The sequence below is a fragment of the Aureimonas sp. SK2 genome, from assembly GCF_029813115.1.
GTDB lineage: Bacteria > Pseudomonadota > Alphaproteobacteria > Rhizobiales > Rhizobiaceae > Aureimonas.
In genome coordinates this window covers 103,928-128,525 of sequence record NZ_JAPZDS010000006.1, presented here as the reverse complement: position 1 = coordinate 128,525, position 24,598 = coordinate 103,928, and the positions used below count along the sequence as shown (strand labels likewise).

The window sequence follows — 24,598 nt, the reverse complement described above, 5'->3', positions numbered from 1 at the left end:
TTCCAGCGGGCGCCTCACCGGCGCCCGCGTCCGGACAATGCGCGCTAGCGACGGCGCATCAGGCCGAACAGGCTGGAGCGGGCGGGCTTCTGCGACCGCTTGGCGGAATTGCGGCCGGTGACGGTGTGGGCGATCTCGGCGAAGGCCTGGACCGAGGGGTGCTTGGGCTCGCTCTCGCAGACCATCCGGCCGGTGTTGGCGGCCATGCCGAAGACCGCCGGATCGAAGGCGATCGAGGCGAGCGGCACGAGGCCGAGCGGTTCGGCGAACTCGCCCGCGTCGATTTCGGGGCGCTTGGGAATGCCGGTCTGGTTGAGGACGAGCCGCGGCGGCGCGTCGTTCGGCCGGAGCCGCCTCAGCGTATCGACGAGGTTCTTCGCGTTGCGCAGGTTGGCGAGATCCGGCGTCGCCACGATCACGATCTCGTCGATCCGCTGCAGCACGCTGCGGGTCCAGTCGTTCCAGGCATGCGGCACGTCGAGGAGGACGGACGGCGTTCCGCGCTGGGCCGCCTCGATGAGGGGCGTGAACGCCTCCGCCTCGAAGTCGTAGGTGCGGTCCAGCGTCGAGGGCGCCGCCAGGAGCGAGAGGTGGTCGCCGCACTTGGCGAGCAAGCGGTCGAGGAACACGTCGTCCAGCCGGTCCGCCGAGAAGACGGCCTCGGCCACACCCTGCGGCGGGTCCTTGTCGAAGTTGATGTTGGCCGTGCCGAAGGCGAGGTCGAGATCGGCCAGGACGACGTCGGACGCGAAGAGCTTGGCGATCGACCAGGCGACGTTGTGGCAGACCGTGGACGAGCCGACGCCGCCCTTGGCGCCGACGAAGCCGATCGAGCGGCCGAGCGGCGCGGCGTCCGGCGCGGCGAAGAGCTGGGACACGAGGCCGATGAGGTCGGACAGGCTGAGGGGCGCCAGCACGTATTCCGACACGCCGCGACGCGTCAGCTCGCGATAAAGCGAGACGTCGTTGCAATGCCCGACCACCACCACCTTGGAACCGGGATCGCAGACGTCGGCGAGCGTGTCGAGCTCGGCGAGGAGCTCGGCCGGTCCGAACTGGGATTCCAGGATGACGAGGTTGGGCGTCGGCGCCGAGGCGTAGTGCTCGGCCGCCGCGCGGATGCCGCCGGTGTGGACGCGCATGTGCGCCTTGGCCATGCGGCGATCGCCGCCCGCCGCTTCGATCACCTGGGCCACTTCCGCCGTCTCGCAGAAGGCCTGGATGGAAATCCGCGGAATCGGCCGCAGCGCCTCCAGACGTTCCCGCAGGAGGTCGTCGTCCAGGTGGTAGGCCGAATCGGAAAAGGTCGTCTGGGACATGTCGCGTGCCCTCCTACCAGTCGTATCTCGATTCGGTGCGGCTCGGCCGGGAAGCCGTGGGCTCGCCCGAGCGGTAGTCCTGAATCACCTTGGTGCGGCGTTCGGCGTCGATCTCGCCCATGCCGCGCGGCCCGAGAAGGTCGCGCGGGTCGGCGATCTGCGCGGCGAGGTTCGCCTGACTGGCGCAGCCGAAGTTCTGGTAGTTGCGGTTCTGGTAGGTGTTGCCGAGATCCTCGGGCCACTCGCCGCAGGGATGGTCGAGCCCCGCCGAGATGCCGCTGAAGGACAGGCGGATGGGGAGGGCCTCGGCGCTCGGGCCGGTGTCGTAGGGCGAAACGATGATGCGCGAGCGCGGCACGCCCTGGCGGCCGAGGACGCGGACCATGTCCCGGGCGACCTGTTCGGCGGCCGGCCCGTTGCGCGCGCCGGCCGGAACCTGGATGCGCATCACCGAGGCTCGGGCGGAACGGAAGCGGGTCGCGAAGCTCTCGACGCGCGTCACGTCGGCATGCGTCAGCCGCGTTTCCGAGGAGGCGACCAGGATGTCGAGATCCTGGACCGCCTCGCCGACGATGATGGGATGGCGGACGCGGTAGTCGTCCGGGATCGAGTTCACAGTGCCGTCGGGCCGCTGGGCGCAGCCGGCGAGGCTCAGTGTCGCCAGGGCGAAGCCGGCCGTTGCGAAGCGGCGGGCGGCGGAGGAAATCGCGTGCGCGCTCATTTGTAGATATATCCAACGGTGCCGTGGTAGCGGCCGGGCGGAGGGGCGACTTCGGAATGGCCGTAGACCCGGTTGATCCGGCCGAGGAGATTGCCGGCGCCGTCCGAGGTGAAGGCGAGGTTGTCGTCGGGCCGGGCGAGGTCCTGGCGCGCCACGGGGCGCACGAGATAGGGCGTGACGATCACGACGAGTTCGGTCTCGTAGCGCTGGAAGTCGCGCGAGCGGAACAGCGTCCCGAGGATCGGGATCTTGGATACACCGGGATAGCCGGAGATCACCTGGCGCATCTCGTCGCGCACGAGGCCGGCGATCACGAGGCTTCCGCCGGAGGGCAGCTCGACCGTCGTGTCGGCGAGGCGCTTGCGGATCGAGACCGCCCCGACGCCGCCGTCGCGCCCGCCCGCGATGTGCAGCGGCGACTCGAAGGTCGGCTCCGACACGGCGGTCCGGATCTTCAGGCTGATGCGGCCCGGCGACAGGACGACGGGCGTGAAGTCCAGCCCGATGCCGTAGTCGATGTCCTTCTTCTGGATCGTGCGCGAGTCCCGCGTGGCCGGCGTCGTCTCGAAGACCGGCTGGCCGTTGCCGTCATAGCCCTTGAACTCGCGCTTCTCTGGCTCGCCGTAGGTGTAGCTCTGGCCGATCGGCACGGTGAATTCGCCGCCGACCTTGAAGCTGGCGCTCTCGCCTGAAATCGCCGTGAGGCTCGGCTCGGCGAGCGTGCGCATGACGCCGGCCTGCTCGAGCGCCGAGAGCATGGCGTCGAAGTTGACGTCGCCGATGGCGCCCGCGGCCGCGATGCCGGACGAGGACAGCGCCTTTCCGAGCGCGAAGGGATTGTCGACGCCGCCGAAGAAGCCGACGCCGTCCTGCGAGCCGCTGACGGAGCCGTTGAGGCCGAGCTGCTTGACGACGGAGCGCTGCACCTCGGCAACCGTCACCTTGAGCGTGACCTGGTCCTCGCCCTGGATCTGGAGGAGGTTGACGATCTGGCTGCGCTGGATTTCCGGGCTGAGCTGCGAGACCGAGGCGCCGCCGACGCCGCCTGCCCCGGCGCTGCCGGAGGCCGATGCCGTCTGGACGAACTGGCCGGTCGTGGCCTCGCCGCCGCGCGTGAAGATGGTTGCGAGGTCCACGGCGCGGGCGGCGTCCTGCGCGTTCTCCACGGTGCCCGTCAGGATGACGTTGTCGTTGAACGTCTCCGCCTTGACGTCGGCCGTCGGGATGAAGCGGCGGATGGTGGCGGCGAGGCCCTCGATGTCGCGCTCGATCTTGAGGTCGAGGACGGCGATTTCGCGGCCGGCGGCGTCGAAGACAAAGATGTTGGTCTGGCCGACCGCCTTGCCGAACAGGTAAATGCGGCGCGCGGTACGCGTCACGGCGTCGGCTACCTTCGGGTTGGCGACCACGATGTCGTGGGCGTCGCGCGGCAGGTCCACGACCTTGGATTTGTTCAGGCCGAGCGAGATCGTCTGGTTGAGGCGGTTCACCGAGATGATCGCGTCGCTGGCGGCAAAGGCGGCTTCGGGCAGACCGGCGGCCACGATCGCCAGCGCGGCATGGGCCATGGGGCGCAGGATGCGGGTGACCATGGGTCAGTTCCTCGTCGTGAGGTTGGTCGTCTGCCCGTAGCGGACGATGCTGATCTGCGAGCTGGTGTTGGACTTGGCCTGCTCCAGCAGGAAGGCCGCGTAGCCGGCCGTGCCCGGCACGGAGTCGGACAGCGAGCGGAGAGACAGCACCAGACGGTCGGCCATGCGCTGGGCGGCGGTGAGCGCCTCGGCCTGTCCGGCGTCGACTTCCAGCGTGGCGGTCGAGCCGACGACGACGCGCTCGCCTTCCTTCTCCTCGATGGTCTGGTCGATCGCCAGGACGCGGAGGTTCTTGAGAACGGTCTGGGTGTCGTAGCTGACGGGCTGCCCCTCCTTGGGCGGACGGGCGCGGGTCATGATGACGTCGACATGGTCGTTGGGAAGGATGAAGCCGCCTGCGGAGGTGTCGGCCGCGATCTGGACGGCCACAGCGCGCTTGCCCGAGGGCAGGATCGCCGACATGAAGCCGCGATCGGAGCGGATCAGCTTGGCCTCGCGGATGGGCTCGCCGGAGAAGAAGCTCTGCCGGGCGATCGTGCCCTTCAGCTCCTCGATCGCATTCGGGCGTTCGTCGCGGCGGATCAGGGTGGCCGAAAGGCCGTCCTCCGGCCACTTCATCCAGTCGAGGGCACCTTCGGTGCCGGTGCCCATGCCGATGTCCTTCGAGGCGACGAGGACCTCGACCAGCTTGACCGGCGGCTGCACGGGCTGGGCGGAGATGATGATGGGCTCGGGCGGAGCTGCGCCGAGGTTCAGGGCGAGAAAACCGGCTCCCACCGCGGCCACGGCGGCAACGCCGAAGATCGCCAAGCGCGCTGCCTGCATCCTCTCAAACTCCCTAGACGTGACCCAAGAACGGGTCGTCAAGGCGTTATGAAGGATAAATCCTCAAGGCATGGTTAACGGTTTGCTGACGCGGGTGACGCTTCGTCAAGCTTGATGGACGGTCGACGGGTCAGAGGGGCATGGCGGCGAGAAGCCTGGGAAACTCCGCTAGGCCGGCCGCGCCGATGGCCACGCCGTAGGGAATGCCGGTCTCGCGGCCGAGGAGCCGATCCAGCGGGCGCAGGCCCGTGGTCGGGGCGAAGCAGCGCCGCGCTAGGAGAAGGCCGAGCGTCAGGATTCCGCCGAAGATCGACATCCAGACCAGAAACGACAGGAATTGCGGACCGAGGCCGAGCCACAGGGCGACGGCCGCGATCAGCTTGGCGTCTCCCCCGCCCATCCATCCGGCGGTGAAGCAGCCGAAGGTGAGAATGAGCACGACGAACCCGCTGGCCGCATGGAAGGCCACAGGCTCCCACGACGAGCCGACGGCAGCCGCGTAGGGGAAGAAGACCAAGCACAGGCCGGCGACCAGCCAGTTGGGAATCTCCATGGTCGCCAGGTCGTGGATCGCCGCTGCCAACATGGCAGCGGGAAATGCGAGAAGGAGGCACCAGATCAACAAGGGAGCCTCCTTCTCAGACGTGCAAGGGATTCGGACCTGAGTCCTGAACGACTTACTTGGTAGCGGTGGTGATCGTGCCGCCGATCTTCGTGAACGAAGCGCTGAGCTGGGTGCCGAGCGTCGTGGCGCCGGCGATGATGGCGGTGCCGATCAGGGCGGCGATCAGGCCGTACTCGATAGCGGTGGCGCCGGACTCGTTCTTGCGAAAGCGGCGGATGAGCTTGAACATGGGAACTCCTGTCCGTTCGATGGAAACCTATCCCGACGACCAAGGTCAGCCCGTCGTTCGGTGACCTCGAATGTAGGCCGGAGCGTTTTCACTCTGCTTAAGGAACGCCCTTAAGGAGGGGTTAATTTCCACTCAGTTGCCGCATGGTAAAACGATCGCGAACACAATCGTTCAACTTATCCTTAAGCATCCCGCCGTTAAGGATTGGGCGCCGGCATCCAGCGACCGGCGGAGTTCGTCCCATGCGTCACCTCGTTCTCGCCGCGGTTCTCGTGCTCTCCGGTGCTTCCTTCGCTCAGGCGGAGGGCGGACGTGGCCTGACCGTCGCCGTGGATCATGCCCGCATCCTGCGTATCCCGCGCGAGGCCGGCAGCGTGATCATCGGCAATCCCTCCATCGCCGACATCACCGTCCACGATGCCCGAACGCTGGTGCTGACCGGCCGCTCCTACGGCAACACCAACCTCGTCGTGCTGGACGCGAGCGGAGAGGTCGTGCTGGACGACACCGTCGTCGTGTCGGGCAACGAGGACAACTCGCTTCGCGTCTACCGCCAGGCCTCGCGCAGCACCTATTCCTGCTCGCCGAACTGCGAGCCGAAAGTCGTGATCGGCGACGACGCAGACGCCTTCAGCAGCGCGGTGGGCCAGGTCGGCACTCACGATTCCCTGTCGACGCCCCGCGACTGATCCGCTTCCGTCTCCCCTCGCCGCCCCGTTTCATGGCATGACCGGGTCGAAGACGAGGAGACGCATCATGAGCCGAGCCATCCTGATCGTGCTCGACAGTTTCGGCATCGGCCATGCGCCGGACGCCGAGGCCTTCGGCGACACGGGCGCCGACACGTTCGGCCATATCCGCGCGGCCGCGGAGGCGGGACGCGCCGACCGCGACGGCCTGCGTAAAGGGCCCCTCCATATCCCCCACATGGAACGTCTCGGGCTCCTGGCAGCGGCGGGCCTTTCCGGCGGTCCGGCGCCCCGAGGGCTCTTCGGCGCGGCCGAAGAGGTCAGCCGCGGCAAGGACACGCCGTCCGGCCACTGGGAGATCGCCGGCGTTCCCGTCCGCTTCGACTGGGGCTACTTCCCGCGCACCGTGCCCTGCTTCCCGCCGGATCTCGTCGCCGCGATCGCGGCGGAGGCCGGCCTTCCCGGCATCCTCGGAGACCGCCACGCCTCGGGCACCGAGATCATCGCGGCCGAGGGCGAGGAAAGCATCCGGACCGGCAGACCGATCCTCTACACCTCCGCCGACAGCGTCCTGCAGATCGCCGCGCACGAGACGGCGTTCGGGCTCGATCGCCTCTACGCGCTCTGTGAGATCGCGCGACGGCACGTCGATGCGCTCGATATCGGCCGGGTGATCGCCCGCCCCTTCCTGGGGACCAGCGCCGCCTCCTTCCGCCGCACCGGCAACCGGCGCGACTACGCTGTGCCTCCGCCCGAGCCGACGGTCCTCGACCGCGCGATCGAGGCGGGGCGCCGGGTGATCGCGGTCGGCAAGATCGGTGACATCTTCGCCCATCGCGGCATCTCGGAGGTGCGCAAGGGCGACGGCAACATGGCGCTGTTCGACGCGCTGCTCGGCGCCGCAGACGATGCAAGGGACGGCGACCTCGTCTTCGCCAACTTCGTGGATTTCGACATGATCCACGGCCATCGCCGGGATGTCGCGGGCTATGCGGCGGAACTCGAGGCCTTCGACCGGCGGCTGCCGGAACTGGAGGCCCGGCTGCGGCCGGGCGATCTCGCCATCCTCACCGCCGACCACGGCTGCGATCCGACCCATCCCGGCACCGACCACACGCGCGAGCGCGTTCCGATCCTCGGCTTCGGCCCCGGCATCGCGCCGCGCGCGATCGGCCTTCGCCCGACCTTCGCGGACATCGGCGAGAGCGTCGCGGCCCATCTCGGCCTGCCTTCGGGACCGCACGGCACCAGCTTTCTGGTGACGCCCTAGCCTTCGATCTTGGCCCAGCCGCCGTCAGGCACTACAGCCAAGGAAGAAGACCTCAGCGCAAGGAACATCCGCATGGACGGCGTCACCGTGATCGATCATCCGCTGGTCCAGCACAAGCTGACCCTGATGCGGAAGCAGGAAACCTCGACTGCGAGCTTCCGTCGCCTGCTGCGCGAGATCTCGACCCTCCTCACCTACGAGGTGACCCGCGACCTCGACATGACAACGCTCGACATCGAGACCCCGATGGGGCCGATGTCGGCGCCGATCCTGGAAGGCAAGAAGCTGGTCTTCGCCTCCATCCTGCGCGCCGGCAACGGCCTTCTGGAGGGCATGCTCGACCTCGTGCCGGCCGCCCGCGTCGCCCATGTCGGCCTCTACCGCGACCACGAGACGCTGCAGCCGGTGGAATACTACTTCAAGGCTCCGGAAGACCTCGAGAACCGGCTCATCATCGTGGTGGATCCGATGCTGGCGACCGCCAACTCGGCCACCGCCGCGATGGACATGCTGAAGGCCCGGGGCGCGCGCAACATCCGCTTCCTCTGCCTCCTCGCAGCGCCGGAGGGCATCAAACGCTTCCGCGACGCCCATCCCGACATTCCGATCTTTACCGCCTCGATCGATCAGGGCCTGAACGAGAAGGGCTACATCATCCCCGGTCTCGGCGACGCGGGCGACCGGATGTACGGCACCAAGTAGCCGGCTCGCGAACTCGGCCGCGATTGGGGAACCGCAGAGTCCCCGGCCGGTTCCTCTACTGAATCGATCAGCCAAGGAGAGACCGATGAACGCCAAGGCACCTCCCGTCCCGGCCGAGAACCGCAGCACGAAAGGTACCGGCGAATCCGCCGTCGCCGATATCTCGCAGGCGTCCGCCGCGGGCGTTCCGGGCAATCTGAACGAGCAGGACCGTCAGGGGAACATCAAGCAGAACACGACCCATCAGGGCTATCAGCAGGATCGGTGAGCGCCATGTCGAGTTCTTCCAAGATCACGGAGACCAACCGCCACCACGGCGGTCCCGGCTCCAGCCACCAGCGCCCGGACCGGCCGGACCCGACCGAGGGACGCGGCCCAAAGCCCGGCGAGCCGACCAACGGCCCGCAGGCGCAGGTCTCGGGCGGCGGCGGCGAACAGGACAGCCACCACACGCACGACCCGCGCGGCAAGTAGCCGCCCGGCGACGACACCCTCCCGAGCCCCGCCACCGGCGGGGTTCCCTCGTTTCGGACCCATAAACCCTTTGGCAACCCGGCTCGGTCAGGCTGTGCCCGTCGCGGCGCCTCCCCGCGCCTGTCCCGGGTGCCGGCCGATGTCCAAGTTCCTGCCCTTCCTGTTCGGCGCCACGGCGATCGCGCTGGTGTTCCCGTCGGTCTTCGACGAATACCGCGCACGGCTCGTCGCGGAAGGCGAGGTCGAGCGCCTCGACCCGCCGCAGCAGGTGGTGGAGGCCGCCCTCCCGCGATCGTCCGGCCGGACGATGCGCCTCGCGGCCGGTCCGGACGGCCACTTCCGCACCCTCGCCCGCTTCGACGGTCGAAGCGAGGAGGTCATGGTCGATACGGGCGCGACCTATGTGGCGCTCGGCGAGGAAGCCGCGCGCCGGCTCGGCATCTGGCCGAGCCCGGCGGACTTCATCCATCGCGCGCAGACCGCCCAGGGCACGGTGCGCGCCGCGCTTGCCAAGGTCCGCCGCCTGTCGATCGGCCCGGTGGAACTCTCCGACATCGAGGTCATGGTTCTGGAAGGCCGAGGACCCGGCACGACGCTCCTCGGCATGAGCTTCCTGAAGCGCCTGTCGCGTTTCGAGGCGTCGGACGGACAACTGACGCTGGTGCAGTAGGCGCTCGCCACCTTGCCTCCCCGCCGTATCGCGAGACATTGGCGGTGCCAATGCGAGGGAGGACCATCATGACGAAGCGGATCATATCGACAGGCCTGGCCGGCGCGGCCCTTTCGGCCGTGTTCCTGGCCGCGATGCCGGCGTCCGGCGCCGACTATCCCCATGCCGGCGAGCCGATCGGCACAGTGACCGAGGTCTACGACGGCAAGCTCCTGCCCGACGCAGCCGTCTCGACCTTCCGCAACATCGACCGCCTGTTCCCGACCCGCACGATCAAGGCCGGCGGCGCGGTGCGCGACCTGCCCCAGGCCGACAAGCCGCTCGGCGAGGTGAGCTTCACCACAGGCGACCAGACCTACGACCTCTACGACGTGATGGCCCTCGACAGCTTCACGGCGATGATTGTCCTCAAGGACGGCAAGGTCGCCTTCGAGACCTACCAGCGGGGCAACACACCCGAGACGCGCTGGATGTCGATGTCGGTGGCCAAGTCCATCACCTCGACGCTCGCCGCCATCGCGATCAAGGAAGGCAAGCTCGCGGGGCTCGACGCGCCGTTGACGGACTATGTCGAGGCCTTGAAGGGCAGCGCCTACGAGGGCGTCACCCTGCGCGATATCCTGATGATGAGCTCGGGCGTGCGCTGGAACGAGACCTACACCGACCCGGCCTCCGACCGCCGCGCCCTCCTGAAGGCGCAGATCGCGCAGCAGCCGGGCTCGGCCATGAAGCTGATGGCGAGTCTGCCGCGTGCCGCCGAGCCGGGCACGGTGAACAACTATTCCACCGGAGAGACGCAGGTGCTCGGCGAGATCGTGCGCGGCGCGGTCGGCAAGCCGCTGGCGGAGTATCTCTCCGAGAAGATCTGGGTGCCCTACGGCATGGAGGCCGACGCCAACTGGTGGCTGGATTCGCCGGACGGCCACGAGATCGGCGGTTCCGGCATCTCGGCCACGCTGCGGGACTACGCCCGCTTCGGCCAGTTCTTCCTGGAGAACGGCACGATCGGCGGCACGTCCATCCTGCCCGCTGGCTGGCGGGACGAGGCCGCCGGCCCTACGACGCTGAAGGACGGCTCCAAGCTCGACTACGGCTACATGTGGTGGACGGGCTGGACCGAGCCCTCGATCGCCGATGGCGCCTTCGCCGCGATCGGCATCCAGGGGCAGAACATCTACATCAACCCCAAGCGCAACGTCGTCATCGTCACCTTCGGCGCCCAGCCTAAGCCGACAGGCAAGGAGCCGGTCGACCCTCTGGTGTTCTTCGACGCCGTCGCGGCGGCGCTGGACTAGAGCGGTTTCCGACCGGGCTGGATCATCGGCACGGAGGGGATTTCGGTTCGAGGCAAGGCGCGAGGAGGGAGCGATGCCGCGCATCGTGACCGAGGAGCAACGCCGCCACGGACCGAAAGCGCCCCGCCGCGCAGCGGTCGCCCGAAGGGCGATGACGAGGGTTCAAACCGGTCGGAAACCGCTCTGAGCGCCTGTCACCACCCAAGGGTTGAGCGTTCCGGAGGGATCGAGCGCGCGGCGCAGCGCCCGCATCAGATCCCGCTCGACCGGCGAGCGCAGTGCGTCGGCCAGCGCCACCTTGGCCTGGCCGAGCCCGTGCTCGGCGGCGAAGCTGCCGCCCATCTCTGTCGCCAGCCGGGCGACGGCGAGGCCGATCTCCTTGGCCTTGCCGCCGAAGTCCGCAGCGCCCTCGGGGGGCGACAGGTTGTAATGGATATTGCCGTCGGCCAGATGCCCGAACGGGTTGATCCGCACGCCCGGCAGCAGGCTCTCGCACAGTGCGCCGGCCGCCCCGACGAACTCGGCGATCCGGCCCGGCGGGACGGCGATGTCGTGCTTGAGTTGCTCGCCCTCCAATCGCTGTCCTTCCGGCTGCTCCTCGCGCAGCCGCCAGAAAGCGGCGCGCTGGGCTTCGGACGCGGCAAGCGCTCCGTCGAGCACGAGCCCCTCCTCCATGCCCCATTCGAGCGTCGCGGACAGGATCTCCTCCAGCGGCATGCGCTCGGAGGCGCTGGCGACCTCCACGACGAGATAGCAGCCGCCGCGTGCCTCGAGCGGATAGGAGAGCCCCGGAATATGTCGGAGCGCGAGCGCGAGACCGAGGTCGCAGAAGAACTCCAGGCCGGTGAGCACCTCGCCCGCCTCCGCGCGTAGGCGCGTCCCGAAGGCCACGGCCGCCGCCTGGTCGGGCAGCACGAGGAGCGCGGTGGCACGCTGGCACGGCGCCGGATGCAGCTTCAGGACCGCGCGCGTCACGATCCCAAGCGTGCCTTCCGAACCGCAGAACAGGCGGCGAAGCTGGTAACCCGCATTGTCCTTCTGCACGGCGCGCAAGCCGTTCCAGACCGTTCCGTCGGCCAGCACCACTTCGAGCCCGAGCACGAGGTCCTGCATCATGCCGAAGCGGAAGGCGTGGCTCCCGCCGGCATTGGTGCCGATCAGTCCGCCGATCTGGGCGCTGCCCTCGGCGCCGAGGTGCATCGGGAACATCAGGCCGGAGCCATCCAGCCGGTCGTGCAGCACCTGGAGCACGAGCCCCGCCTCGACCTCGACCGAACCGCTGGCCGCATCGGGCGTGCCGCAGGCCGCCATGCGGGCGAGCGACAGGATCACGCCGCCGGGAGCGCCCAGAACGGAGCCGCCGCACAGGCCGGTGTTGCCGCCTTGGGGCACCACCGGCACGCCGGCTGCATAGGCGGCCTCGAGAACCGCGGAGACCTCCACCGTCGATGCGGGACGTGCGATGCCGAGTGGCGGCGCGCCGAAGCGGTTCAGCCAGTCGCGCGTCAATGGCCCCGCGTCCGCGGGGGCGACCCAGCCCTTCGGACCCAGGATCTGCGAAAGCTGCTCGGCCAGTTCCATGAGACGTCCCCTCTCCCGCCCGGAAACGCTTGTCCGAAGCGAGCCCTCTTCGCTCTTCTCTAGGGGGTATTGAGGGACGGGCACAACCGGCCGACGATCGATATCTCGGTTGAGGCCGTGCGATCGCGGGCTTCGGTCAGGGCAAGTTTTTCGGCGGTCCGGAAGCTCGGCGAGGAACCGGCAAGGCCTCCAAACCGTATCATCGCCATGACCGATCAACAGCAAAACCAGCCGACCGAGAGCCCGCGCGACCGACGCACGACCTTGTTGCTGCTGACGGCCGTCGTGGTCGGAGGGGGATTTGCGACGATCGCCCTGGCGATCGGCGCCTGGGATCTGCTGCAGCGATACGGCTGATCCCGGACGATGGTCAGGATTCCGGCGTGAACTCGTCCGGGGAGAAGTCGTAGGCTTCGCCGCAGAACTCGCAGGTCACGTGGATGCGGCCATTCTCGGTGCTGTCCGCCAGATCCTCCGCCGAGAACCCCTGGAGCACGCCGCGGATCTTCTCGCGGTTGCACGAGCAGTCGTCGCGCACCGGCGTCGCCGGGAAGACGCGCACGCCGCGTTCGTGGAACAGTCGGAACAGGAGACGTTCGACGCCGACGTCCGGATCGGCGAGTTCCGACGGCTCCACCGTGCCGACCAGCGCCTGCACCTCGGTCCAGGCATCGTCCTCGGCAAAGGACGCGACTTCCGTCCCTTCCGGCGCGTCGCCGCCTGGCAGATCCCCCATGCGCATTCGCTCGGGCGCCTCCGGCAGGAACTGCGCGATCAGCCCGCCGGCCCGCCAGCTCTCGGCGAAGCCGCCGCCCTCCTGCCGACGCGACATGCGCGCGACGGCGAGGCGTACCGTGGTCGGAATCTGCTCGGACTGGCGGAAATAGGTTTCGGCCACCGCCTCCAGCGACGCGCCCGACAGTTCCACGATGCCCTGGTACCGCTGCATCAGCGGCCCCTGGTCGATGGTCAGCGCCAGGATGCCGTTGCCCAGGAGCTCGGACGGATCGGTCCTCTTGGCCGCGACGGCCTCCGCCAGCCGATCGGCGTCGAAGCGCGCATAGGCGCGAACGCTCGACGGCATGGTGAAGTCCACCACCAGGAGATCGACAGGGCCGTCGGTCTGGGTCTGGGCGATGAACTTGCCGTCGAACTTCAGCGACGTGCCGAGAAGGACGGTGAGGACGATCATCTCCGCCAGGAGGCGGGCGACCGGCTCGGGATAGTCGTGGCGCGCAAGGATGGCGTCCACCATGGAGCCGAGCTGCACCGCGCAGCCGCGCGCATCCAGCGCCTCCACGGCGAAGGGCACGACCGCGTCGTCGCCAGCGAAACCGAACTCGCCGAGTTCCACCTCGTGCTCAGCCATGCGCGGCGACTTCGCCGAAGGCCCAGGCGAGGATCGACTTCTGCGCGTGGAGGCGGTTCTCCGCCTCGTCGAACACGACCGACTGCGGCCCGTCGATCACCTCGTCCGTCACCTCCTCGCCGCGATGGGCCGGCAGGCAGTGCATGAAGAGCGCCTCAGGGTTGGCCCGCGCCATCAGCGCCGCGTTGACCTGGTAGGGCATGAAGACGTTGTGGCCGCGCGCGGAAGCCTCCCGGCCCATCGAGACCCAAGTGTCGGTCACCACGCAGTCGGCGCCGGACACCGCCTCCTCCGCTTCGCGCGTCAGATGGAGGCGGACACCGTTCGCCCGCGCCCGCTCGACATAGCGCGGATCGGGGTCCGAGCCCTCGGGCGTCGCGATCCGCAGCGAGAAGTCGAAGGCGCCCGCCGCCTCGATCAGCGAGTTGAGGACGTTGTTGCCGTCGCCCGTCCAGGCGAAGGTCTTGCCCTTCACCGGCCCACGATGCTCCTCGAAGGTGAGAAGGTCGGCCATAATCTGGCAGGGATGGGTGTCGTCGGTTAGCGCGTTGATGACCGGCACCGTCGCGGCCTCGGCCAGTTCCAGGAGGCGCGAGTGCTCGGTCGTGCGGATCATGATCGCGTCGACATAGCGCGACAGGACGCGGGCCGTGTCGGCGATCGTCTCGGCGCGGCCGAGCTGCATTTCCGAGCCCGAAAGGAACAGCGTCTCGCCGCCGAGCTGGCGCATGGCCACGTCGAACGAGACGCGCGTGCGGGTCGAGGGCTTCTCGAAGATCATCGCCAGCATGCGCCCTTCGAGCGGGCGCGGGCCGGCGCGGCCCTTGCGCTTGCGCTCGCCGGCGTCGTTCAGGATGGCGCGAAGGTCCTTGGGCGAGACGTCGGACAGGTCGAGGAAGTGCCGGGGGCCGGCCGCCACCGCGCTCATGCCGCCGAGCTTTCGCTGGCGCCGACCGACAGTTCGGCGGCCGCGGCCTCGATGCGGTCCATCGCCTCGCGCACCTCGTCGGCCGAGACGACCAGCGGCGGCAGGAAGCGCACCACGTTGTCACCGGCCGGCGCCGCCAGCAGGAGATGCTTGCGCAGCGTCTCGACGAACTGGCCGTTGGGCACGCGCGGCTTGAGGCCGATCAGAAGCCCCTCCCCGCGCACCTCGTCGACGACGTCGGGATAGCGGTCCTTCAACGAGGCGAGGCTCTGCTTGAACAGGAGCGCCGTGCGCCGCACCTCCTCCAGGAAGCCGTCGGACAGGACCACGTCGAGCACCGCGTTGCCGACGGCCATGCCGAGCGGGTTGCCGCCGAAGGTCGTGCCGTGGGTGCCCGCCGTCATGCCCTTGGCCGCGTCGGCGGTGGCGAGGCAGGCGCCGAGCGGGAAGCCGCCGCCGATGCCCTTGGCGGAGGCGAGGATGTCGGGCTCGACGCCGGAATTCTCGTAGGCGAACAGGCGTCCGGTGCGCCCGATCCCGGTCTGCACCTCGTCGTAGATCAGAAGCAGCCCGTGCTCGTCGCACAGGGACCGAAGCTGACGCAGGAATTCCGTCGGCGCGGCGCGAACGCCGCCCTCGCCCTGGATCGGTTCGATCAGGATCGCCGCCGTTTCCGGGCCGACGGCGGCCCGCGCCGCCGCGATGTCGCCGAAGGCCACCTGATCGAAGCCCTCGACCTTGGGGCCGAAGCCTTCGAGATACTTCTTCTGGCCGCCGGCCGCGATGGTGGCGAGCGTGCGGCCGTGGAAGGCGCCCTCGAAGGTCAGAATGCGGAACTTGTCCGGGTGCCCCGAGACGTACTGGTAGCGACGCGCGGTCTTGATCGCGCATTCCAGCGCCTCGGCGCCCGAATTGGTGAAGAACACCTTGTCGGCGAAGGAGGCCTCGACGAGACGCGCGGCGAGCCGCTCCTGCCCCGGAATGTGGAACAGGTTGGACACGTGCCAGAGGCGCTGCGCCTGCTCGGTCAGGGCCGCGACGAGATGCGGGTGCGCGTGGCCGAGCGAGTTGACGGCGATGCCGCCCGTGAAATCCAGGAAACGCCGGCCATCCTCCGTGACGAGCCACACGCCCTCACCTCGCTCGACGCGAAGGTCCGCGCGGGCAAAGGTGGCGAAAAGCGGATTGTCATGCTCGGACATGGGCTGACTTCTTGGGTTGAAGAACGGGTTTGGGAGACGGAGGCTCGGAAGGCGGCCTGCCGGGGCCTGCCGCCGCCGCGCGGCGCTCGTGTCGCGCCGCCACGCGCGGGAATACTGTCGGCGGCCCTGCTATACCATGTGGCCGAGCCCGATTGTCAATCGAAACCCCGGTTTTGCGGCCTTTCGCGCACCGCAGCCTGCCGCAGCAACCTGTTGAAAACCGCAAAAGCGATTCGTGCAACACTGTGCGCACCTTGCCACAGCGCCCTCCGGCGCGTTAAGTTGCCCCTGGACACCATATTTCGTGCGGCGATATCGGCTGTCCACCAGATCTGGTGGTCCGGGCTCCGCCCGGGTCCTGCTGCATGGATCGGTGGCGCGTCGCATGTGCCAAAGAGTAGGAGTCAGTTCATGAGTTGGACCGACGAGCGGATCGATCTTCTGAAACAGCTTTGGGGTGAAGGACTGAGCGCCAGCCAGATCGCTTCGCAACTGGGCGGCGTCACCCGCAACGCCGTGATCGGCAAGGTTCATCGCCTCAAGCTCGACAGCCGGCTCAAGGCGCCCGCCGCCCTAGAAACGGTCGCGGCACCGCGCGCGGCGCGTCCCGTCCTGGTCGAGGCGATGCCCGAGGCGGCACCGCCGCCCCGCGCGCTGCCGGCCGCGCCGCCCGTCGTCGCGGTCGCGCCCGTCGCCGTTCCGCCCCAGCGCACCGCCCGCCCTGCGACGCTTGGCGCCACCGCGCTGAAGATCGAGATCGAGGCAGAGGAGCAGGAGGAGGCGCTGGTCGGCCGTGTCGAGGTGCCGCACGGTCCGGGCGAGGTCGTGCCGATCTCGCGCAACCTCACGCTGACCCAGCTCTCGGACCGCACCTGCAAGTGGCCGCTCGGCGACCCGCTCTCGGCCGAGTTCCGCTTCTGCGGCAATCACGCGCCCGACGCCTCGCCCTATTGCCAGTATCACGCCCGCATCGCCTTCCAGCCCGTCTCCGAGCGGCGCCGCGTGCGCTGAAGCCCCCGATCCCAACGAAAAAGGCCCCGGCAGCGACCGGGGCCTTTTTCGTTGGAGACGCCGCCTCGAAGGCGCTGGCCTGCGACGGCGGCTTGCGCTATGGGGGCGCCCATGAGCCAGAACTCACTCCCCGACCGCCTCGCCATCGACCCCGACAGCCCGTTCCACGACGAGGCACTCCTCGCCAAGGGGATCGGCATCCGCTTCAACGGCGCGGAGAAGACCAATGTCGAGGAGTATTGCGTCAGCGAAGGCTGGATCAAAGTCGCGGCCGGAACGGCGCGCGACCGCAAGGGCAAGCCGATCCTGCTCAAGCTGAAGGGCACGGTCGAGCCCTTCCTCAAGGGCGACGAGGCCTGACTTCGGCCCCGCAGAGCGCCCTCAGGCGCTCTCGGACCGGGCCGAGGCTCGCGGAGCGGCGGCCGTGAACGTCTCGTCCAGCGCATAGCCCGCGCCGCGCACGGTGCGGATCGGATCGCGCTGGCGACCCCGGTTGACCGCCTTGCGCAGGCGGCCGACATGGACGTCCACCGTCCGCTCGTCGACATAGATGTCGCGGCCCCAGACGCCGTCGAGGAGCTGCTCGCGCGAGAACACGCGGCCGGGCGACTGCATCAGGAATTCGAGAAGCTTGAACTCGGTCGGGCCGAGCTTCAGCTCCCGCCCCGCGCGGCGCACGCGATGCGTCTCGCGATCGAGGTCGATGTCGCCGGCCACGAGCTGCGTGGAGATCCGCTCTGGCTTCACCCGGCGCAGCATGGCGCGCACGCGCGCCATGAGTTCCGGCGTCGAGAAGGGCTTCACGACATAGTCGTCCGCGCCCGTCGAAAGACCGCGAACGCGCTCCGACTCCTCGCCGCGTGCCGTGAGCATGATGATCGGCAGCCGCTCGGTCTCGGGCCGCGCCCTGAGGCGCCGGCAAAGCTCGACGCCCGACAGCCCAGGCAGCATCCAGTCGAGAAGCAGGAGGTCGGGCACCTGCTCTTTCAGCCGGAGGTCCGCCTCGTCGCCGCGCGCGATCGTATCGACCGCGTAGCCTTCCGATTCCAGGTTGTAGCGCAGGAGGATGGAGAGCGCCTCCTCGTCCTCCACCACCGTCACGCGGGGCGCCATCGTCAGGCGCTCCGCAGGCCGGCGGGCGCCACCACGGTCGGGGTCGAGTCGCCCTTGGGCCGCTCGATCTCCATCTGGCTGCCGGTCTTGATGTAGTAGATCGTCTCCGCGATGTTGGTCGCGTGATCGCCGATGCGCTCGATGTTCTTGGCCGAGAACAGGAGATGCGTGCAGGCGGTGATGTTGCGCGGGTCCTCCATCATGTAGGTCAGGAGCTCGCGGAAGATCGAGGTGTAAAGCGCGTCGATCTCCTGGTCGCCGCGCCGGATCGCCTCGGCGCGCAGATGGTCGCGCGTGGCGTAGGCGTCGAGCACCTCCTTGAGCTGGCCGAGCGCCAGCTCCGACATGTGCTCGATGCCGCGCACGAGCTGCACCGGCTGGGTGTGTTCCTGCGTGGCCAGCACGCGCTTGGCGATGTTCTTGCCGAGATCGCCGATCCGCTCGAGATCGTTCGAGATGCGGATGGCGCCAACGATCTCGCGCAGGTCGTGGGCCATCGGCTGGCGCTTGCCGATGGTCATGATCGCGTGCTCGTCGATCTCGCGTTGCGCGGCGTCGAGGAGCACGTCGTCGGCGACCACCGACTGGGCGAGGCCCGCGTCGGAGCGGATCAGCGCCGACACGGCCTGCTCGACCATGCGCTCGGCCTGCCCCCCCATCTCCGAGATGCGGCGCAGGATGAACTTCAGCTCATCGTCGTAGGACGAGACGATATGGTGTTCCATGACGCGGGCTCCCTTCATGGATTCGGGCCGCGGCCCGGTTGCGTCGGTCCGGTCAGCCGAAGCGGCCGGTGATGTAGTCCTGGGTGCGCTTGTCGTCGGGGTTCTGGAACATCTTCTCGGTCGGCCCGACCTCGACGATCTTGCCGAGGTGGAACATGGCCGTGCGCTGCGACACGCGGGCGGCCTGCTGCATCGAGTGCGTCACGATGACGATCGTGTAGTTCTGGCGCAGGTCGTCGATCAGCTCCTCCACGGTCGCCGTCGCGATCGGGTCGAGCGCCGAGCAGGGCTCGTCCATCAGGATCACCTCGGGGCTCACCGCGATCGCCCGCGCGATGCAAAGGCGCTGCTGCTGGCCGCCGGACAGGCCCGTGCCGGGATCGTGGAGGCGGTCCTTCACCTCCTCGAAGAGGCCCGCCTTGCGCAGCGAGGTCACGACGATCTCCTCCAGGTCCGCCTTGGACCGGGCGAGACCGTGGATCTTGGGGCCGTAGGAGATGTTCTCGAAGATCGACTTCGGAAACGGGTTCGGCTTCTGGAACACCATGCCGACGCGGGCGCGCAGTTCCACGACGTCGATGCCCGAATTGTAGATGTCCTCGCCGTCGAGCGTCACCAGACCCTCGACGCGGGCGCCCTCCACTGTGTCGTTCATGCGGTTGAGCGTGCGCAGGAAGGTCGACTTGCCGCAGCCCGAGGGGCCGATCAGCGCGGTCACCTGCCGCTCGTAGACGTCGAGATCGACCCCGAACAGAGCCTGCTTGGCGCCGTAGAAGACCGAGACGCCCTTGCCGCGCATCTTGGCGCTCTGCGCCTTGGTCGGAGCGGCCGGGGCGGCCGCCTTGATCGGAAGCTGTTCCATCATGGATGTCGCCTTTACCAGCGCCGCTCGAAGCGGCGGCGAAGAATGATCGCCGTGATGTTCATCACGGCCAGGAAGAGGAGGAGCACGATGATCGCGCCGGAAGTGCGCTCCACGAAGGCGCGCTCCGCCTCGTTGGCCCACATGTAGATCTGAACGGGCAGCGCGGTCGACGGGTCCATCGGCGTCGCGGGGTAGTTGGCGACGAAGGCCACCATGCCGATCAGGAGCAGCGGGGCCGTCTCGCCGAGCGCATGGGCGAGGCCGATGATCGTGCCGGTCAGGATGCCGGGCATGGCGAGCGGCAGGACGTGGTGGAACACCATCTGCATGCGCGAGGCGCCGAGGCCGAGGGCCGCGGCGCGGATGGAGGGCGGCACGGCCTTCAGCGCCGCGCGGGTCGCGATGATGATCGTCGGCAGGGTCATCAGCGCGAGCACCAGGCCGCCGACCAGCGAAGCCGAACGCGGCAGCCCCATATAGTTGACGAATATGGCCAGCCCGAGGAGGCCGTAGACGATGGATGGCACGGCCGCGAGGTTGTTGATGTTCACCTCGATGAAGTCGGTGAAGCGGTTTTTCGGCGCGAACTCTTCCAGATAGATCGAGGCCGCGACGCCGATCGGCAGAGCGAGCGCCAGCACGATCAGCATCATGTAGAGCGAGCCGATGATGGCGACGCCCACGCCCGCCGTCTCGGCGCGCGAGGAGGCGCCGAAGGTGAAGAAGCCGGTGTTGAAGCGCTGCTCCATGTCGCCCGCTTCCTGCAGCGTGCGCATCCATTCGATCTGCTTGTCCTTGATCGGCCGCCGCTCCTCGGGGATCGACAGGTCGAACTGGCCCTTCACCGCCGAATCCACGGTGGAGTTGGCGTAGAGCCAGACGTCCTGTGTGGTACCGATGATGGACAGATCCGCCATCACCATCCCGCCGAGCTGCGTGCGAACGCTTTGCGAGACGAGCTGGGTGGCGAGGCGCACGTCGGCGCTGTTGCTCGGGTCGATGCCGAGCCGCGCCACCAGCGCGTCCTGGACGAGCTTGGGATAGTTGGCGAGGCGCAGCGCCTGCATGTCCGTGCCGCCCGAGTTCTTCGGGTCGATCACGCTCTGCGAGAAGGTGATCGGAAGGCGGATCTCGGTCTGCCAGAAGGCGGTGTAGCCCTGGCTGATCACGGTCCAAAGGAGCGTGGCGAGGAAGACCATGCCGATGGCGATGGCCGTGATGCCGTAGGCCTTGAAGCGACGCTCGGAGGCGTAGCGCTTCTTCAGCCCGATATCGCGGCGCGGCGGCGCCTTCGCGTCGACGACGGGGCCGGCGCCGGAGGGAAAGGTCGCGTCGCTCATCAGTCGTACTGCTCCCGATACTTGCGCACGATGGCCAGCGCGATGACGTTGAGAACCAGAGTGATCGCGAAGAGCGTGATGCCGAGCGCGAAGGCGACGAGGCTCTGCGGCGAGGTGAAGTCGAGATCGCCCGTGAGCTGACTGACGATCTTGATCGTCACGGTGGTCATGGCCTCGAACGGGTTGGCCGTGATGTTGGCGGCGATACCGGCGGCGAGCACCACGATCATCGTCTCGCCGATGGCGCGCGAGGCTGTGAGGAGCAGCGCCGAGACGATGCCGGGAAGCGCGGCGGGCAGGACCACCTTCTTCACCGTCTCTGAGGGCGTGGCGCCGAGGCCGAGCGAGCCGTCGCGAAGCGAGCGCGGCACGGCGGTGATGATGTCGTCCGAGAGCGACGAGACGAAGGGGATCAGCATGATGCCCATCACGAGGCCCGCCGTGAGGATCGACTGCGCCTGGATGAAGCTGGAATAGTCGCCGGTGAGGAGGCCGTTGATGTCCGCCGAAAGGTCGCGCAGGAAGGGGCCGACCGTGATCAGGGCGAAGAAACCGTAGACAATGGTCGGGATGCCGGCCAGCACTTCGAGGAGCGGCTTCACGACGGAGCGCACGCTATTGGACGCGTATTCGGCCATGTAGATCGCCGCCAAGAGGCCGATCGGCACGGCGAAGAGCATGGCGACGAAGGCGATGTAGAGGGTGCCCAGAAGAAGGGGGATCAGGCCGAACTGGCCGGTCGCCGTGGAGCCCGCCGCCGCGAAGCGCGGCTCCCAGACCGTTCCGAAGAAGAAGTCGGCCGGGGGCACGCGGCTGAAGAAGTCGATCGATTCGAACAGCATCGACGACACGATGCCGACCGTGGTCAGGATGGCGATGGACGAGCAGATCACGAGGAAGGACGTGACGACCTTCTCGACCTGGTTGCGGGCACGCAGGCGCACCGCGATGCGGCGCAGTGCGAAGAGGAGACCCGCGAGGGACGCGGCGATCACCACGACCGTCATCGCGAGGCGGCTCGTGTCCTCGAGCTGGTTGCGCTCGATCGCCTGACGGATCATGGAGTCCGTCGTCTCCGTCGGGACGGGAATGCCGCGACGGGCCAGCAGCGGGCGCAGGTCCGCGACGTTGATCTCGTCGAGCGACTCGCGCTCTTCGGCGGGAAGGAGGCGGATGCCCTGGCCGAGCGAGCGGACGAGGCTTTCGCGCAGCGAAGCCGCGAGATTGGTCTCCTCGGCGGTCGCCTCCGGAACGGAGACGAGGCTCGTTACGACGACTGGCGACACGGCGAGCCACAGGCACATTATGAGAAGCGCTGGGATCGTCGCGGCCATCGCGGCATAGACGCCGTGATAGATGGTGCGCGAGTGGAGCTTGTCGGACGAGGCGGCGGCGAGCTGGGCGCTTCGACGCTTCGCAAGGACGAAGCCGACGGCGCCGATCACCAGCACGGTCAGGACAATGGCGAAAATGGACACCGACGCTCGTCTCCGCGCAGGATGAACGAAACGGCCCGGGGAGCCGGGCCGTGGGCAGGCAAGGAGCGCGGCCTGTCGGCCACGCTCCGCTGACAGGCGATCAGCCCTCGACCGTGGTGCCGGCCGTGAACTTCTGGCGGGCTTCCTCGCGCTGGGCTTCCGGCGCCGGCACGAGGCCGTACTGGGCGAGCGGGCCGTCAGGGCCGACCATCTGCTCGGAGAGGAAGAACTCGACGAACTCGGACAGGCCCGGAACCACGCCGATATGCGCCTTCTTCACGTAGAAGAAGAGCGGACGCGACACCGGATACTCGCCGGAGGCGACGCTTTCGACGGACGGCGTGACGCCGCCGACGGTCGCGACCTTCAGCTTGTCCTGGTTCTGCTCGTAGAAGGCGAGGCCGAACACGCCCACGCCCTGCGGGTTGGCGGCGATGCGGGCCAGGGTCTCGGTGTAGTCGCCCGAGATGTCGGTCGCCTTGCCGTCGTTGCGGACCTGGTGGCACTGCTCCTTAGCCGCCTTCTCGTCCATGCCCGACGCCTTGTAGGCCTCGAGGGCACCGGAGGCCTCGCAGCCGGCGACCAGGAGCTTCTCCTCGAAGACCTCGCGCGTGCCGTGGTTCTCGGCGGGGATGTAGGCGGCGATCGGCTGGGCCGGCAGCGAGGCGTCGGCCTCGTTCCAGGCGGCGTTGGTGTTGTCGACGACCTGGCCGTCCTTGACGATCTTGGCGGCCAGCGCGTTGAACACGGCGGTCGGGGTCAGGGCGAAGTCGGCACCCTGAGCGGACGAGGCGAAGACGATGCCGTCGTAGCCGAAGCGCACTTCCTGGATCTCGTTCACGCCGCCATCCTGGCAGGCCTTCTTCTCGGAGGCCGAGATCGGGCGCGAGGCGTTGGCGATGTCGACGGTCTCCGGGCCGACGCCCTGGCAGAACTGGCGGAAGCCGCCCGACGTGCCGCCGGACTCGACGACCGGGGTCGGGAAGTCGGGATAGACCTCACCGAAGTTCTCGGCGACGATCTGCGCATAGGGCAGCACCGTCGAGGAGCCGGCAGCCTGCACGGGCTGGGCGGACTGCGCGAAGGCCTGGCTGGAAAGGGCGAAGGCAGCGCCGAGCGCGAGGCCGGCAAGCGTCTTGTTCAACACGAGGTTGTCTCCGTCATGGAGTTTCGAAAGCGAACCGCCCGACCGACGAGTCTGCGGCACCGGTTCGAGGCTTGGTCTAGCGACCCCGCGCAACTCCTATATGACAGTTCCTTATGCGATTTATGACAGTCCAAACCATTGTCGTAACTAGTGTTTTTCCATCGCGTCGAGGAATCGGACGAAACGGACGGAGAAGGTCGAGCCTTTTCCCGGCTCCGAGACGATCGACAGCCTGGTCCGATGTCTTGTCAGGACGTGCCGCACGATGGAAAGGCCGAGGCCGGTGCCGGGCTTGCCGGACGTTCCTTCCTCCACCCGGTAGAAGCGCTCGGTGAGGCGCGGCACGTGCTCGGCCGGGATACCCTTGCCGAAGTCGCGCACATAGGCCTCGACACCCTCACCGTCGCGACGCAGCCCGATCTCCACCCGGCCGCCGTCGCCGCCGTACTTGCAGGCGTTCTCGAAGAGGTTCGCGAAGACCTGGATCAGCTCGTCCCGGTCGCCGTTGACGAGCACGCCGTCCCCGTCGAGCCCCACGAGCCGGACTGCAAGGCCGCCCTCCGCGGCCTGAGGGCCGAGCTGGCGGGCGACGCTGCGCAGGATGTCGGCGATATCGGCCGCCTCGTTGGAACGCAGCCGGCGCCGCGTCTCGATGCGCGACAGGGACAGGAGGTCGTCGATCAGCCGCGACATGCGCCGCGCCTGCTCCTGCATGATGTCGAGAAAGCGCATGCGGGCGGCCGCGTCGTCGCGGGCCGGACCTTTCAGCGTCTCGATGAAGCCGGAGAGCGAGGCCAGCGGCGTGCGCAGCTCGTGGCTGGCATTGGCGACGAAGTCGGTGCGCATGCGCTCCAGCCGCCGCGCCTGCGTATGGTCCCGGAAGAGGAGGAGCAGGAAGGGCGGTCGCTCTTCGCCCGCCAGCCGCAGCGGAAGGATGTCGATCCCCCAGGAGCGGTCGGCAGGAAGACGCTCGTTCAACTCCTCCTGCTCGGCCTCGTCGCTCTCCACCGCGCGCTCCAGCGCGGCCAGAAGGTCGGGTGCGCGGAACCGCATGGCGATGGGGTCGCCCAGCACGAGCGGACCGAAGGCGCGCGAGGCGGCCGCATTGGCGAAGCGCAGGGCGAGCGAGCGGTCCACAACGACGCCCGGCTCGCGCAGGGCCTCGACCACGCTCTTGACGCTCGCGTCCGGCCAGTGCGGTTGGTTGCGCGAGCGGCTGGCGGCCGTGCTCCGCGGGCGGTTGCCGTCGGCCCCACGCAGCAGGAGATGCGCCAGGCCACCCGCCAGAACGAAGCCTCCCGCCCACCAGCGCGCCTCGCCGACCGCCAGCGCCAGGAAGACGAGCCCCGCCCCCCAGATCGCCGTCGGCACGAGGCGCAGCCAGCGCCGCGCCGTTTCTCCGCCGGAGCGGCCCGTTTCGTCCACGAC

27 protein-coding genes are annotated in these 24,598 nt (G+C 68.5%); 10 read left to right on the top strand and 17 right to left on the bottom strand.

Translation table 11 applies throughout. The features are described from left to right. Positions 1-44: 44 nt before the first annotated feature. The 6 genes from O5O54_RS09520 to O5O54_RS09495 all read right to left on the bottom strand — a co-directional run bounded on the left by O5O54_RS09520 (position 45) and on the right by O5O54_RS09495 (position 5,311). Entirely contained in the window at positions 45-1,319 is a 1,275-nt protein-coding gene (locus O5O54_RS09520; RefSeq protein WP_279481040.1) for a CpaE family protein, read from the bottom strand. A 13-nt stretch (positions 1,320-1,332) separates the two neighbouring features. Next, positions 1,333-2,040 (bottom strand): CpaD family pilus assembly lipoprotein, encoded by a 708-nt coding sequence (locus tag O5O54_RS09515; protein ID WP_279481038.1) that lies wholly within the window; start codon positions 2,038-2,040, stop codon positions 1,333-1,335. After that, positions 2,037-3,632: a type II and III secretion system protein family protein gene (locus tag O5O54_RS09510; RefSeq protein WP_279481037.1), complete on the bottom strand. Its 1,596-nt coding sequence runs from the start codon at positions 3,630-3,632 to the stop codon at positions 2,037-2,039. The genes O5O54_RS09515 and O5O54_RS09510 overlap by 4 nt, the downstream gene beginning before the upstream one ends. A 3-nt stretch (positions 3,633-3,635) precedes the next feature. Further along, positions 3,636-4,457 (bottom strand): Flp pilus assembly protein CpaB, encoded by an 822-nt coding sequence (gene cpaB, locus O5O54_RS09505; RefSeq protein ID WP_279481035.1) that lies wholly within the window; start codon positions 4,455-4,457, stop codon positions 3,636-3,638. Positions 4,458-4,587: 130 nt separating this feature from the next. Further along, positions 4,588-5,079: a prepilin peptidase gene (locus O5O54_RS09500; RefSeq protein ID WP_279481034.1), complete on the bottom strand. Its 492-nt coding sequence runs from the start codon at positions 5,077-5,079 to the stop codon at positions 4,588-4,590. A gap of 55 nt (positions 5,080-5,134) precedes the next feature. Continuing rightward, positions 5,135-5,311 (bottom strand): Flp family type IVb pilin, encoded by a 177-nt coding sequence (locus tag O5O54_RS09495; RefSeq protein ID WP_279481032.1) that lies wholly within the window; start codon positions 5,309-5,311, stop codon positions 5,135-5,137. Between the two features lie 242 nt (positions 5,312-5,553). On the opposite strand from O5O54_RS09495, the gene O5O54_RS09490 reads away from it, so the two are divergent. The 7 genes from O5O54_RS09490 to O5O54_RS09460 all read left to right on the top strand — a co-directional run bounded on the left by O5O54_RS09490 (position 5,554) and on the right by O5O54_RS09460 (position 10,411). Then, a complete protein-coding gene (locus tag O5O54_RS09490; protein ID WP_279481031.1) occupies positions 5,554-6,000 on the top strand; it encodes a pilus assembly protein N-terminal domain-containing protein in 447 nt (148 codons plus the stop codon). 67 nt (positions 6,001-6,067) lie between these two features. Beyond that, positions 6,068-7,270 carry a phosphopentomutase gene (locus O5O54_RS09485; protein WP_279481029.1) on the top strand — a complete coding sequence of 401 codons (1,203 nt, stop codon included), beginning with the start codon at positions 6,068-6,070 and terminating at the stop codon, positions 7,268-7,270. Between the two features lie 72 nt (positions 7,271-7,342). Next, the gene (upp, locus tag O5O54_RS09480) at positions 7,343-7,972 is read left to right on the top strand and encodes a uracil phosphoribosyltransferase (RefSeq protein ID WP_279481026.1); all 630 of its coding nucleotides are present in this window, start codon (positions 7,343-7,345) and stop codon (positions 7,970-7,972) included. An 85-nt stretch (positions 7,973-8,057) separates the two neighbouring features. Next, complete coding sequence (locus O5O54_RS09475) at positions 8,058-8,240, top strand: hypothetical protein (RefSeq protein ID WP_279481024.1); 183 nt, start codon at positions 8,058-8,060, stop codon at positions 8,238-8,240. 5 nt (positions 8,241-8,245) lie between these two features. After that, complete coding sequence (locus tag O5O54_RS09470; RefSeq protein WP_279481022.1) at positions 8,246-8,446, top strand: hypothetical protein; 201 nt, start codon at positions 8,246-8,248, stop codon at positions 8,444-8,446. 139 nt (positions 8,447-8,585) lie between these two features. Beyond that, positions 8,586-9,116 carry a TIGR02281 family clan AA aspartic protease gene (locus O5O54_RS09465; protein ID WP_279481021.1) on the top strand — a complete coding sequence of 177 codons (531 nt, stop codon included), beginning with the start codon at positions 8,586-8,588 and terminating at the stop codon, positions 9,114-9,116. A gap of 68 nt (positions 9,117-9,184) precedes the next feature. Further along, on the top strand, positions 9,185-10,411 hold the full coding sequence (locus tag O5O54_RS09460) for a serine hydrolase (RefSeq protein ID WP_279481019.1): 1,227 nt from the start codon (positions 9,185-9,187) through the stop codon (positions 10,409-10,411). Between the two features lie 162 nt (positions 10,412-10,573). On the opposite strand, the gene O5O54_RS09455 is transcribed toward O5O54_RS09460, so the two are convergent. Then, positions 10,574-11,992, bottom strand: coding sequence for an FAD-binding oxidoreductase (locus O5O54_RS09455; RefSeq protein WP_279481018.1), 1,419 nt, complete (start codon positions 11,990-11,992; stop codon positions 10,574-10,576). A gap of 207 nt (positions 11,993-12,199) precedes the next feature. Here O5O54_RS09455 and O5O54_RS09450 point away from each other — a divergent pair, with 207 nt between their 5' ends. Then, the gene (locus tag O5O54_RS09450; RefSeq protein ID WP_279481017.1) at positions 12,200-12,349 is read left to right on the top strand and encodes a hypothetical protein; all 150 of its coding nucleotides are present in this window, start codon (positions 12,200-12,202) and stop codon (positions 12,347-12,349) included. A gap of 13 nt (positions 12,350-12,362) precedes the next feature. Here the strand turns inward: O5O54_RS09450 and O5O54_RS09445 are convergent, their stop codons facing one another. Genes O5O54_RS09445 through O5O54_RS09435 form a run of 3 tightly spaced genes read right to left on the bottom strand, consistent with a single transcriptional unit; the run spans position 12,363 to position 15,491 of the window. Then, positions 12,363-13,361 carry an Hsp33 family molecular chaperone gene (locus O5O54_RS09445; protein WP_279481015.1) on the bottom strand — a complete coding sequence of 333 codons (999 nt, stop codon included), beginning with the start codon at positions 13,359-13,361 and terminating at the stop codon, positions 12,363-12,365. Then, positions 13,354-14,289 (bottom strand): ornithine carbamoyltransferase, encoded by a 936-nt coding sequence (argF, locus tag O5O54_RS09440; RefSeq protein ID WP_279481013.1) that lies wholly within the window; start codon positions 14,287-14,289, stop codon positions 13,354-13,356. Before argF ends, O5O54_RS09445 begins: the two co-directional genes overlap by 8 nt. Next, positions 14,286-15,491, bottom strand: a complete 1,206-nt coding sequence (locus O5O54_RS09435; protein ID WP_279481011.1) for an aspartate aminotransferase family protein — start codon at positions 15,489-15,491, stop codon at positions 14,286-14,288. The genes argF and O5O54_RS09435 overlap by 4 nt, the downstream gene beginning before the upstream one ends. A 411-nt stretch (positions 15,492-15,902) precedes the next feature. Here O5O54_RS09435 and O5O54_RS09430 point away from each other — a divergent pair, with 411 nt between their 5' ends. Together O5O54_RS09430 and O5O54_RS09425 are read left to right on the top strand one after the other, a co-directional pair. Next, a complete protein-coding gene (locus tag O5O54_RS09430) occupies positions 15,903-16,502 on the top strand; it encodes a GcrA family cell cycle regulator (protein ID WP_279481009.1) in 600 nt (199 codons plus the stop codon). 111 nt (positions 16,503-16,613) lie between these two features. Further along, the gene (locus O5O54_RS09425; protein WP_279481007.1) at positions 16,614-16,862 is read left to right on the top strand and encodes a DUF3297 family protein; all 249 of its coding nucleotides are present in this window, start codon (positions 16,614-16,616) and stop codon (positions 16,860-16,862) included. A gap of 21 nt (positions 16,863-16,883) precedes the next feature. On the opposite strand, the gene phoB is transcribed toward O5O54_RS09425, so the two are convergent. The 7 genes from phoB to O5O54_RS09390 form a co-directional block, all read right to left on the bottom strand. Further along, positions 16,884-17,615, bottom strand: a complete 732-nt coding sequence (phoB, locus tag O5O54_RS09420; RefSeq protein WP_279481005.1) for a phosphate regulon transcriptional regulator PhoB — start codon at positions 17,613-17,615, stop codon at positions 16,884-16,886. A gap of 2 nt (positions 17,616-17,617) precedes the next feature. Further along, a complete protein-coding gene (gene phoU, locus O5O54_RS09415; protein WP_279481003.1) occupies positions 17,618-18,340 on the bottom strand; it encodes a phosphate signaling complex protein PhoU in 723 nt (240 codons plus the stop codon). A 52-nt stretch (positions 18,341-18,392) separates the two neighbouring features. Then, complete coding sequence (gene pstB, locus O5O54_RS09410; RefSeq protein ID WP_279481363.1) at positions 18,393-19,202, bottom strand: phosphate ABC transporter ATP-binding protein PstB; 810 nt, start codon at positions 19,200-19,202, stop codon at positions 18,393-18,395. A 14-nt stretch (positions 19,203-19,216) separates the two neighbouring features. Continuing rightward, entirely contained in the window at positions 19,217-20,545 is a 1,329-nt protein-coding gene (pstA, locus tag O5O54_RS09405; RefSeq protein WP_279481002.1) for a phosphate ABC transporter permease PstA, read from the bottom strand. Continuing rightward, positions 20,545-22,023: a phosphate ABC transporter permease subunit PstC gene (gene pstC, locus O5O54_RS09400; RefSeq protein ID WP_279481000.1), complete on the bottom strand. Its 1,479-nt coding sequence runs from the start codon at positions 22,021-22,023 to the stop codon at positions 20,545-20,547. The genes pstA and pstC overlap by 1 nt, the downstream gene beginning before the upstream one ends. Positions 22,024-22,123: 100 nt before the next feature. Then, positions 22,124-23,167, bottom strand: a complete 1,044-nt coding sequence (locus tag O5O54_RS09395; protein ID WP_279481361.1) for a PstS family phosphate ABC transporter substrate-binding protein — start codon at positions 23,165-23,167, stop codon at positions 22,124-22,126. Between the two features lie 150 nt (positions 23,168-23,317). Beyond that, the gene (locus O5O54_RS09390; protein ID WP_279480998.1) at positions 23,318-24,595 is read right to left on the bottom strand and encodes an ATP-binding protein; all 1,278 of its coding nucleotides are present in this window, start codon (positions 24,593-24,595) and stop codon (positions 23,318-23,320) included. Between the last annotated feature and the right edge of the window lie 3 nt (positions 24,596-24,598).

Bases quoted from the DNA above. Each gene is read 5' to 3' on its own strand.
- O5O54_RS09470 (WP_279481022.1), top strand. From the start codon at position 8,246: ATGTCGAGTTCTTCCAAGATCACGGAGACCAACCGCCACCACGGCGGT.
- pstA (WP_279481002.1), bottom strand. From the start codon at position 20,545: ATGAGCGACGCGACCTTTCCCTCCGGCGCCGGCCCCGTCGTCGACGCG.
- O5O54_RS09515 (WP_279481038.1), bottom strand. From the start codon at position 2,040: ATGAGCGCGCACGCGATTTCCTCCGCCGCCCGCCGCTTCGCAACGGCC.
- O5O54_RS09520 (WP_279481040.1), bottom strand. From the start codon at position 1,319: ATGTCCCAGACGACCTTTTCCGATTCGGCCTACCACCTGGACGACGAC.
- phoB (WP_279481005.1), bottom strand. From the start codon at position 17,615: ATGGCGCCCCGCGTGACGGTGGTGGAGGACGAGGAGGCGCTCTCCATC.
- upp (WP_279481026.1), top strand. From the start codon at position 7,343: ATGGACGGCGTCACCGTGATCGATCATCCGCTGGTCCAGCACAAGCTG.
- O5O54_RS09485 (WP_279481029.1), top strand. From the start codon at position 6,068: ATGAGCCGAGCCATCCTGATCGTGCTCGACAGTTTCGGCATCGGCCAT.
- O5O54_RS09475 (WP_279481024.1), top strand. From the start codon at position 8,058: ATGAACGCCAAGGCACCTCCCGTCCCGGCCGAGAACCGCAGCACGAAA.
- argF (WP_279481013.1), bottom strand. From the start codon at position 14,289: ATGAGCGCGGTGGCGGCCGGCCCCCGGCACTTCCTCGACCTGTCCGAC.
- phoU (WP_279481003.1), bottom strand. From the start codon at position 18,340: ATGGAACACCATATCGTCTCGTCCTACGACGATGAGCTGAAGTTCATC.
- cpaB (WP_279481035.1), bottom strand. From the start codon at position 4,457: ATGCAGGCAGCGCGCTTGGCGATCTTCGGCGTTGCCGCCGTGGCCGCG.
- O5O54_RS09455 (WP_279481018.1), bottom strand. From the start codon at position 11,992: ATGGAACTGGCCGAGCAGCTTTCGCAGATCCTGGGTCCGAAGGGCTGG.
- O5O54_RS09510 (WP_279481037.1), bottom strand. From the start codon at position 3,632: ATGGTCACCCGCATCCTGCGCCCCATGGCCCATGCCGCGCTGGCGATC.
- O5O54_RS09490 (WP_279481031.1), top strand. From the start codon at position 5,554: ATGCGTCACCTCGTTCTCGCCGCGGTTCTCGTGCTCTCCGGTGCTTCC.
- O5O54_RS09465 (WP_279481021.1), top strand. From the start codon at position 8,586: ATGTCCAAGTTCCTGCCCTTCCTGTTCGGCGCCACGGCGATCGCGCTG.
- O5O54_RS09430 (WP_279481009.1), top strand. From the start codon at position 15,903: ATGAGTTGGACCGACGAGCGGATCGATCTTCTGAAACAGCTTTGGGGT.
- O5O54_RS09445 (WP_279481015.1), bottom strand. From the start codon at position 13,361: ATGGCTGAGCACGAGGTGGAACTCGGCGAGTTCGGTTTCGCTGGCGAC.
- pstB (WP_279481363.1), bottom strand. From the start codon at position 19,202: ATGGAACAGCTTCCGATCAAGGCGGCCGCCCCGGCCGCTCCGACCAAG.
- O5O54_RS09495 (WP_279481032.1), bottom strand. From the start codon at position 5,311: ATGTTCAAGCTCATCCGCCGCTTTCGCAAGAACGAGTCCGGCGCCACC.
- O5O54_RS09450 (WP_279481017.1), top strand. From the start codon at position 12,200: ATGACCGATCAACAGCAAAACCAGCCGACCGAGAGCCCGCGCGACCGA.
- O5O54_RS09435 (WP_279481011.1), bottom strand. From the start codon at position 15,491: ATGTCCGAGCATGACAATCCGCTTTTCGCCACCTTTGCCCGCGCGGAC.
- O5O54_RS09460 (WP_279481019.1), top strand. From the start codon at position 9,185: ATGACGAAGCGGATCATATCGACAGGCCTGGCCGGCGCGGCCCTTTCG.
- O5O54_RS09425 (WP_279481007.1), top strand. From the start codon at position 16,614: ATGAGCCAGAACTCACTCCCCGACCGCCTCGCCATCGACCCCGACAGC.